Origin of the sequence: Nocardioides imazamoxiresistens, assembly GCF_032378595.1 — a bacterium.
GTDB lineage: Bacteria > Actinomycetota > Actinomycetes > Propionibacteriales > Nocardioidaceae > Nocardioides > Nocardioides imazamoxiresistens.
Genome location: NZ_JAVYII010000006.1, coordinates 146,821 through 153,372, shown reverse-complemented (window position 1 = coordinate 153,372; position 6,552 = coordinate 146,821). Strand labels below are relative to the sequence as shown.

The 6,552-nt window shown below is 74.5% G+C and carries 7 protein-coding genes and 1 pseudogene; 3 read left to right on the top strand and 5 right to left on the bottom strand.

Going from position 1 to position 6,552, the window contains the following annotated elements; all coding sequences use genetic code 11:
• The 3 genes and pseudogenes from RDV89_RS14495 to RDV89_RS14485 form a co-directional block, all read right to left on the bottom strand.
• Positions 1–193, bottom strand: a pseudogene (locus RDV89_RS14495) (30S ribosomal protein S12); the annotation flags it as partial.
• Positions 194–275: 82 nt separating this feature from the next.
• A complete protein-coding gene (locus RDV89_RS14490; protein WP_315733886.1) occupies positions 276–1,649 on the bottom strand; it encodes an MFS transporter in 1,374 nt (457 codons plus the stop codon).
• A gap of 4 nt (positions 1,650–1,653) precedes the next feature.
• Positions 1,654–2,106 carry a MarR family transcriptional regulator gene (locus RDV89_RS14485; protein WP_315733884.1) on the bottom strand — a complete coding sequence of 151 codons (453 nt, stop codon included), beginning with the start codon at positions 2,104–2,106 and terminating at the stop codon, positions 1,654–1,656.
• 81 nt (positions 2,107–2,187) lie between these two features.
• Between RDV89_RS14485 and RDV89_RS14480 the strand changes: the two genes are divergently transcribed.
• Positions 2,188–2,529, top strand: coding sequence for a DUF2530 domain-containing protein (locus RDV89_RS14480; protein ID WP_315733881.1), 342 nt, complete (start codon positions 2,188–2,190; stop codon positions 2,527–2,529).
• A 9-nt stretch (positions 2,530–2,538) separates the two neighbouring features.
• Here RDV89_RS14480 and RDV89_RS14475 read toward each other — a convergent pair whose 3' ends face one another.
• On the bottom strand, positions 2,539–3,333 hold the full coding sequence (locus RDV89_RS14475; protein WP_438823289.1) for a DUF3027 domain-containing protein: 795 nt from the start codon (positions 3,331–3,333) through the stop codon (positions 2,539–2,541).
• 147 nt (positions 3,334–3,480) lie between these two features.
• Between RDV89_RS14475 and RDV89_RS14470 the strand changes: the two genes are divergently transcribed.
• On the top strand, positions 3,481–5,262 hold the full coding sequence (locus RDV89_RS14470) for an MFS transporter (RefSeq protein ID WP_315733877.1): 1,782 nt from the start codon (positions 3,481–3,483) through the stop codon (positions 5,260–5,262).
• A 14-nt stretch (positions 5,263–5,276) separates the two neighbouring features.
• Here RDV89_RS14470 and RDV89_RS14465 read toward each other — a convergent pair whose 3' ends face one another.
• On the bottom strand, positions 5,277–5,678 hold the full coding sequence (locus tag RDV89_RS14465; RefSeq protein ID WP_315733875.1) for a cold-shock protein: 402 nt from the start codon (positions 5,676–5,678) through the stop codon (positions 5,277–5,279).
• Between the two features lie 119 nt (positions 5,679–5,797).
• On the opposite strand from RDV89_RS14465, the gene RDV89_RS14460 reads away from it, so the two are divergent.
• Positions 5,798–6,550: an SDR family NAD(P)-dependent oxidoreductase gene (locus RDV89_RS14460; RefSeq protein ID WP_315733873.1), complete on the top strand. Its 753-nt coding sequence runs from the start codon at positions 5,798–5,800 to the stop codon at positions 6,548–6,550.
• Positions 6,551–6,552: the final 2 nt, after the last annotated feature.

Sequence of the window (6,552 nt, the reverse complement as noted above, 5' to 3'; positions counted from 1 at the left end):
CGGTGACCTCGACCTGCGAGCTCAGACGCACGCGAGCGACCTTGCGCAGTGCGGAGTTCGGCTTCTTCGGGGTCGTGGTGTAGACGCGGGTGCAGACGCCGCGGCGCTGGGGAGATCCCTTCAGGGCAGGCGTCTTGTTCTTGGACACCTTGTCCTGGCGGCCCTTGCGGACCAGCTGCTGAATGGTGGGCACCTGGTGGTTCCCTCTCTATGTCGAATCTCAGACCCCGGCACCCTGCCGGGGTCGAAGGTGGAGCGGTTGGTGCGACGTTCTCTCACGTGCCCCGGGCGACCGGCCGAGCGTCGACCTCGCGGGGGCTGCCCCCGAGGTCGGGCGTGTCGGACTGTTTTCCGGCACGCTCGACGGCCTGGCTGTCCCAGACACGAAGAGCGAGGCTACCGGCTCCCCCGGAGGGGGTCAAAACGCGCCGGCGCAGGTCCTTCAGGTGTCCCAGGACCGCCAGCGAGACCAGGATGCCCAGCACCGTCGCGGCCCCGCCGACGATCAGCGTCCATCGTGCCCCGAGGTGGCTGCCGATCCAACCGATCAGCGGCGCCCCCACGGGCGTACCGCCCATGAAGATCGTCATGTAGAGCGCCATCACGCGCCCGCGCAGCGACGGTTCGGTCGAGATCTGCATGCGGGTGTTGGCCGCGGTGATCATCGTCAGCGCCGTGATCCCGAGCACCGGGGCGAACACCACGAAGGACCAGTAGGTGGGCAGGAGGCCGGCGACGACCACCGACACCCCGAACACGAGGCCCGCCACGACGACCAGGCGCAGCCGCACGGTGGCCCGGCTCGCCGCCAGCAGCGCGCCGCTCAGCGAGCCGACCGCGACCGCCGAGCCGACGAGCCCGAAGGCGGCGGAGTCACGCTCGTACACCTCGGTCACCATCAGCGCGGAGGTCACCGAGAAGTTGAGCCCGAACGTCCCCGCGAAGAAGACGACGGCCAGGATCAGCATGAGGTCGCGCCGACCGCGCACGTAGCGCAGGCCCTCGCGCAGGGCTCCGGGACCGCGGGGCACCCGGGGCGGGCTGTGCAGCGCACGGGCGTCCATGCGCTGCAGGACCGCGATCACCGGCAGGTAGGAGACGGCGTTGACCAGGATCACCCACCCGGTGCCGGTCACTCCCCCGCCCAGCAGCGCGATCAGGACTCCGGCGAGCGCGGGACCCACGAGCCGGGCCGCGTTGAACGACGCGGAGTTGAGGCCGACCGCGTTCGTCAGGTCGTCCTCGTCGACGATCTCGCTGACGAACGACTGGCGCGCCGGCGCGTCGAAGGCCGTGCCGATGCCGAACACGAACGCGAGCAGGTAGACGTGCCAGACCTCCACGGTGCCGCTGAGCGCGAGCACGCCGAGCACCGCGGAGGGCACCGCCATCATCACCTGCGTCACCTGCAGCACCCGGCGCTTCGGGAAGCGGTCGGCGATCACGCCGGCGTACGGCGAGAGCAGCAGGATGGGGAGGAACTGCAGGGCCGTGGTGATGCCGAGGGCGATGGCGCCGTTGGCGGCCACGGCGAGCACGAGCCAGTCCTGGGCGATGCGCTGCATCCAGGTGCCGGTGTTGGACACCAGGCCACCGGCGGCGTACAGGCGGTAGTTGGGGTTGCGCAGTGCCCGGAAGGTGGGGCTCAAACGATCAGTCCTCCGCAGCGAGTCGGTCGAGGATGGGCAGGGCGGCACGCAGGGCGGCGCGGTCGTCCGCGCTCAGCCCGCGCAGGCGGGAGGCCAGCCACTCGTCGCGGCGGCGACGGTCGGCGAGCACGAGGTCGCGGCCCGCGTCGGTGAGGGAGACGAGTACCTGGCGGCCGTCGGTCTCGTGGGGCCGACGTGCGACGTACCCCTTCTCCTCCAGCTTGCGCACCGCGCGGGTCATGGACGGCGGCTGCACCCGCTCGTACGCCGCGAGCTCGCCGACGCTCAGCTCCCCGCGGCGGTAGAGGCAGGCCAGCACCGCCATCACGCCGATCCCGATGTCGTTGCCCGGCTCGCGCTCGATGGCCAGCCGGCGGCGCAGACGCATCACGGCGACCCGGAGCTCGGAGGCGAGGCCGGCGTCCGTGCGGGCGACGTGCTGCGTGGTGGGTGGCATGACACTGAGCGTAACTCGTTACCCGTGCTAACTATTCCTCCTGGGCGGCGGAGTCGGCGGGCGCCGCACTACAGTGACGGCGTGGACCTCCGCGACGACCAGCCGACGCAGCACGAGATCGGGCGACGCACCTACGTCGTCGCCGACGTCGAGCCGCTCGACGTCGACGGCGTGCATACCGTGGTCGTGGGCTCGATCGTGTGGGCGGTCGCGTTCGTCGCGCTCCTGCCCTTCTACTCCCGGCTCACCGAGCTCGGTCTGGAGTGGGTGCTGTGGACGTGCCTGGCCGGGCTCGGTCTCGGCCTGCTGGGGCTCGAGTACTGCCGCCGGCGCCGCCGGGCGCGCGCCGCGGCGCACGAGGGCGAGGACGACCAGGGCGCGGACCTCGCACCGGGCCTCGGCGAGGCCCGCGACGACGCCTGAGGTCGGGCCTCAGAACCGCTCGAGGTCCTCGAGCGTGAGCTCGTCGACGACCGGGTCGGGCAGCGGCGCGGGCAGGTTGCGCCGGGCGACCTGGGCCTCCGAGTGCGCACCGCAGCCGTGGTCCAGGGAGACCACGCGGCCGTCGTCGTTGGCGTTCGCGTTGGCGCACACGCCGAAGGTCTCCGAGAGCGGGCCCGCGAGACGCACGAGGAAGCCGCACGACATGCAGTCCGACGGCGCCGCCTTCGCGACCGCGGCGTGGGGGCCGCCGACGCCGGCGTACCAGCGCTGCGTCGCCTGGTCGCGTCCCTCGACCGAGAGGGTCCGCACCCGGCCGAGCCCGAGCTCGCGGGAGACCCGGCGGACCTGGTCGCGCTCGTCCTCGTCGAGGAGCTCCTCGACCGGGTCGTCCCCGAAGGACCAGGTCGGCACCAGGCGGGGGTCGTCGTCGTCGACGGGCAGCAGGTCGCCGGGCGAGAGGTCGCCGGGGCGTACGCGGTCGCGCCACGGCACCCAGGCGGGGGCCACGATGGCCTCCTCCCCCGGGATCAGCACGACCTCGTCGACCGTGACGGTGCGCTGGCGCGACGCCCGGGCGACGGTCACGGACCAGCGCCAGCCGCGGTAGCCCGCGCGCTCGCAGGAGAACGTGTGGGTGACCACGCGCTCGGCCTCGACGAAGCAGCCGAGGTGCACGCCGACCTCGTCGGCGGCGACGTGCTCCAGCAACGCCGCACGGGCCACGTCCTCGGCCTTCTCGAGGGTGGCGTCCGAGGCCCGCGTGCGCGGTCCGGTCTGCGGCAGTGGTGCGGTGGTGCTCACGGTGCACGATCATGACGCATCGGCGGCGCCCCTGTCGCGTCGGGTCGCGGCGCGGCGTCGGGCGCGGTGGCAGTATGGGACCTCGACCACCCGACCGACCGGCCGTTGACGAGGGGGAACCGGACGCCGATGAGCAGCCCCCACGGCACTCCCCACGAGCCCCCGGGCCACGGGCCGCGCGAGGCGTACGGGGCACCGCCCCCCGCCGACCCGCAGGACCCCCACGGGGCGCGGGCGGGCGAGATCGCGGCACGCACCGCCAAGGCCACCGGTCGCGGCGTCGCCGCGGCGGCCCGGGGCACGGCGCGGTTCGGTCGCTTCACGTTCACCCAGGCGCGTCGCGCCTCGCACGCCGAGGGGGCCGGCGCGAGCGGGCTGTCGCGGATCATCGAGCTGCACGCGTTCAACGCCGCCGGCGACGCCGCGGTCGCGATCTCCCTGGCCGGCACCCTCTTCTTCCAGGTGCCGGACGGCGAGGCGCGCGGACAGGTGGCGCAGTTCCTGGCGCTCACGATGCTGCCGTTCGCCATCGTCGCGCCGCTCATCGGACCGTTCCTCGACCGGTTCAGCCACGGCCGCCGCTGGGCGGTCGGCGGCACCATGGCGATCCGCGCGTTCCTGTGCTGGGTGCTCGCCGGCGCCGTGCTGACGGGCTCGACCTGGTTGTTCCCCGCCGCGCTCGGCGTGCTCGTGGCGTCGAAGGCGTACGGCGTGACCCGGGCCGCCGCGGTGCCCCGCGTCGTGCCGGCCGGACTGACCCTGGTCAAGGCCAACGGGCGCGTCTCGCTGGCGGGCGTGGTCGGCGCGGGCGTCTCGGCGCCGCTCGCCGGGCTGGCCTCCCTGGCCGGTCCCGAGTGGTCGCTGCGCTACGCGTTCGTCATCTTCGTGATCGCCACCATCCTGGCGATCCTGCTGCCCCGCCAGGTCGACGCCTCGCACGGCGAGACCCGGCTGTCCCTGGTGGCCGGGCCCTCGGCCGCCAGCGCCGGCCGTGACCCGGGCAACCGGCGCAAGGCCAGCCTGCGGATGCCCCCGGCCGTCGCGTTCGCGCTGCGGGCCAACTGCGGCCCCCGCTGGCTCTCGGGCTTCCTGACGATGTTCGTGGCGTTCCTGCTCACCACGCAGCCGTTCGGCCCCGGCTGGAGCACGACGGTGCTGTTCGCCCTCATCATCGGCGCCGCCGGCCTCGGCAACACGCTCGGCATCGCGCTGGCCTCGCTGCTGAAGAACGTGAACCCGGCGGTGACCGTGGTGGTCGCGCTGCTGGCGGCCGCCACCGTGGCCACGCTCGCAGCCGTCTTCTACAGCGTCGTCACGCTCTCGCTGCTCGGCCTGACGGCCGGGCTGGCGCAGTCGCTGGCCAAGCTGTCGCTCGACTCGACGATCCAGCACGACGTGCACGAGCGGGTGCGCACGAGCGCGCTGGCCCGCTCCGACACGCTCCTGCAGTTCGCGTGGGTCGTCGGCGGCTTCGTCGGCATCGCGGTGCCGCTGGGCAACGGGCGCGTCGGCCTCACCGTCGCCGCGGTCGTGCTGGTGGCCTGGAGCGGCTACGTGCTCGGCGAGCGGGTGCGAGGCGCCGCCCGCCGCCGCGCCGAGGGCCCCTCCCCCTCCGAGCGACCCGGTGCCGCAGCAGCCGGCGCGGCAGCAGGTCCGGCCAGCGGTCCGGCGACCGCGGGGCCCACCGACGACCGCGAGCACGAGGCGTACCCGGGGGCGCGGCCGCGGCCCACGCGGCGCTACGCCGCCGACGACCGCCTCCGGGACGACCACGCGGACCTCGACGACGACGGCCTGCCGCCCACCCAGCCCTACAACGCGGCCCGCGGGGAAGCCGGTCGCACGACGATCGTCATGCCGCCCGAGCCGCCGCGGCCCTTCGACCGCCGCGAGGACGACGAGCGCCGCTGAGACCGGCGGGCGGGTCAGCCGTTGAGCTCGAGCTCGTCGGCCAGGGCGCGCAGCAGCTTCGCGGTGGGGCGGGCGGTACGCCCGTCGGGGTGGCGACCGTGCCGGTAGCCCTCGCCGACGCCGTCGAGCAGCTGGATCACGTCCTCGACGATGCCGACCATCTCGTCTGGCTTCTTGCGGGCGGCGCGGGTCTGGTTGCGCACGACCGAGGCCGGGGCGTCGAGGAGCCGCACCTGCAGCGCCTGCTCACCACGTCGGCCCTGGGCGACGCCGAACTCCACCCGCGTCCCGGCCTTGAGGGTGGCGACGCCCGCCGGGAGCGCGTCCGCGCGCACGTGCACGTCCTGTCCGGTGTCGGAGGCGATGAACCCGAAGCCCTTCGCCGCGTCGTACCACTTCACCTTGCCCGTCGGCACTGCCTGACCTTCTCTCGTCCCGCTGGTCCGTCGTCGCTCCGGGTGCTCCGGACGCACGACGGCCGGGCAGCAGCCCGGCCGCGCCCAGCCTAGCGCCCACGTTGCTAGGTTCGGTCGTCATGCAGGACTCCCCCACGAGCCCGGACGGCACCCCGCGGGGCGTCGTCGCCGTGACGGGCGGCGGTCGCGGCATCGGGGCGGCAGTGTGTCGCCGTCTCGGTCGGGACGGCCGCACGGTGCTGGTCGGCTACCTGCGCGACCGCGAGGCCGCCGAGCAGGTCGCGGTCGACGTCCGCGCGGCCGGGGGCAGGGCCGAGGCGGTCGCCGTCGACGTGCGAGACGAGGGATCCGTCGAGGCCTTCGTCGCGGCGGCGCTCGCGCTCGGCCCGCTGACGGGGCTGGTCGCCAACGCCGGCGCCGCCCGGGCCGTCGGAGCCCTGGTCGACAACGACCTCGACGACATCCGCCGCGACGTCGAGGTCAACCTGGTCGGGGTGATCGCCACGGTGCGGGCCGGCCTCGCGGCGATGGGCGAGGGCGGGGCGGTCGTCACGCTGTCGTCGGCGAGCGCGACGCTGGGCGCCGCGGGGCGCTACGTGCACTACGCGGCGGCCAAGGCGGGCGTCGAGGCCTTCACCGTCGGCGTCGCGCGGGAGGCCGCCGAGCGCGGCGTGCGGGTCAACGCCGTGGCTCCCGGCACCACCTGGACCGACTTCCACGTCGAGCCCGACCGTCCGGCGCAGGTGGCGCCGACGGTCCCGCTGGGTCGCGCCGGCGACGCGGACGAGATCGCGGCCGCGGTGGTCTGGCTGCTGGGCGAGGACGCGTCCTACACGACCGGAGCCGTGCTCCGGGTCGCCGGCGGACTCTGAGC